The following is a 2035-nucleotide window of genomic DNA, read 5'->3' as shown; positions in this document are numbered from 1 at the left end:
GCACATTTTGAGTCACGAAAAAATTTGTTCAACATTGCATGTATGCAAGTATTTTTTACGCATTTGTTCCTTTTTTTCTCGAAATGTCCCTCGAATATCCTTGTTTGAAATGGCAATAAGGAACATATGAATCCTTTCACAGCAAGGGGTCACGCAATCATGTCCCTTTGATCCTTCTTTTTTTAATGAAAGACTATAATTAGTAATATATATATACATGCATATCACGTATATAAAGATTTCCTGAAAAAACCAGGAACGGAGGAACATTTGGTGAATTTCAAGATAAATTGAAAGTGGCCAGAACGGAGACTGTCAGTGTTGTCCGTATGTCTTTTTTATTAGATAATTGTTTGTGAAAGTAAACTCGTTCAGACACCCATTAATCGATTTTTAACGAGCGTATTAACCACTAAAAAGAAGGTAGAGCGCTCCTGCGGGTCTTCTATGGGTCGCAGTCAAGGCTGTGAGATGTTCTTGTAATTAAAATGTGATTTTTTGAAATTGCGTTTCAGAATGAATTGATAGACAGTCCGGTTGCTTGGTGATTCTGGGCTTAAAACAAGACAAGGGCGATGACCGGCTTGTTCAACCCCTGTTTGTAGGGGGAATTCCAAAAAGCCGAGTTCGCCCTTTTTGGGACACTTAGACTCAAATCAATTCCTTCCCTTCTGATACACCAAATTCATAATCCAAGTGTGGATTCGTTTTTCCTTTCGTTTGTGCTAATAAGTCGTTCAGCGTTGGTTTGGTTTTGACAGGTCTGATAACCATTTCGTTGTTTAAGAGTTCGAGCTCGATCTGAGAACCGTTTTTTACGCCTAGATTCTTTGCGAATTGGCTGGGAATACGAACCGCTAAACTATTTCCCCATTTTTGAACTGTGACCATGTGTTTCACCCCTTTTTGGTTCTGATTTTTGCTTTTGGTATAGGTATTCGTGCTTTCTTGTCTACTCGTGTGATGTTCTTCATCTTTGGTTATCATTGTATCACCTTGTTTTTTGTATCTACAATATACCGTATATTTATCATTTTTTCCTAAATCATGTTACTCTCTCGGTAATGATAGGGAGTCACTTTTTTAGTTGGACATGTGATAAAATTGAATTCGTGCTTAATATTCCAACAGGATATTTAACCATTGGGGATAAAAATTCATGGGTGGGCTTAGGTTGATATCTTCGCACCTCGTTTAGTTTATTGGAACATAGAGGAATGAAGGAATTATTGTACTTAAAACAATCGGGTGGGTTGATCTGGAAGCATTAAGCACCTTTTTTGTTGAATTAATTATTGAACATACGCCTTTTTCCGCGTGATTGGCACGGGGAATAAGCGTGACAAAACCCATCTGACCCTCAATTAGGGAGCTCCGTTAAGGGAGGGAAAACCTTTAACCACACCCAAATTAGTATTAGAAATAGCAATGTAAATACACTATATTTAACAGTAAAAAACCCCGAGCTAGTCACTCGGGGTTTTTATCTCTATCTGCTTGTTCCTTTAAAGCCCCCTTAAATGGAATAAGATATTACACCTTTATTCTTGAAAATAGTGTAATGGTCGTGGATCAGTGATGCAGCGAGGTGTCGAAAATTAAAACACACAATAGAAGGAAAGGCGGTTGACGCCGGTTGTTGTTTATCGCTATAATCGTAAAGTTTGCACTTTGTGGTTTACAAAATCACACATCGTGATATACTTTTAATAGGAGTTATTGCAAAAGAGTGATTTAGCCAACGAGCCTAAAAGCTGACGTCCATCAGCGACACTGGAGCGAGCTAACTAGATCATTTACGTTTTTCGTATGTGTCGGAACCACATACAAAACAGCAGAACGTCACGGCTTGAATTAGAAGTTCTGTGAACCCTAATGCAAGTCCGCGCGAAGCGAAAGAAAAAGCCCACGTAGTCGTCCAACTACGGGGCTTTTCTTTTTTGTGCTGTATTCCTGTATCAAGGGTCGAGACATCGTTCGATACCCTGTCCTGCAATGTCCATACGGAAAGCGGCCTCCGGGGTGTCCAGGCCCG

The 2035-nt window shown here is 39.5% G+C and carries 1 protein-coding gene; it reads right to left on the bottom strand.

The window, feature by feature from the left end; translation table 11 throughout:
- Positions 1-651 precede the first annotated feature (651 nt).
- On the bottom strand, positions 652-891 hold the full coding sequence (locus tag BFI01S_RS21700) for an AbrB/MazE/SpoVT family DNA-binding domain-containing protein (protein WP_082804592.1): 240 nt from the start codon (positions 889-891) through the stop codon (positions 652-654).
- Positions 892-2035: the final 1144 nt, after the last annotated feature.

The organism is Cytobacillus firmus NBRC 15306 (assembly GCF_001591465.1).
Taxonomy (GTDB): Bacteria; Bacillota; Bacilli; order Bacillales; family Cytobacillaceae; genus Cytobacillus; species Cytobacillus firmus.
The sequence above is the reverse complement of the archived record's forward strand: the minus strand, read 5'-3'. Positions and strand labels throughout refer to the sequence as shown.

Bases quoted from the DNA above. Each gene is read 5' to 3' on its own strand.
- BFI01S_RS21700 (WP_082804592.1), bottom strand. From the start codon at position 891: ATGGTCACAGTTCAAAAATGGGGAAATAGTTTAGCGGTTCGTATTCCC.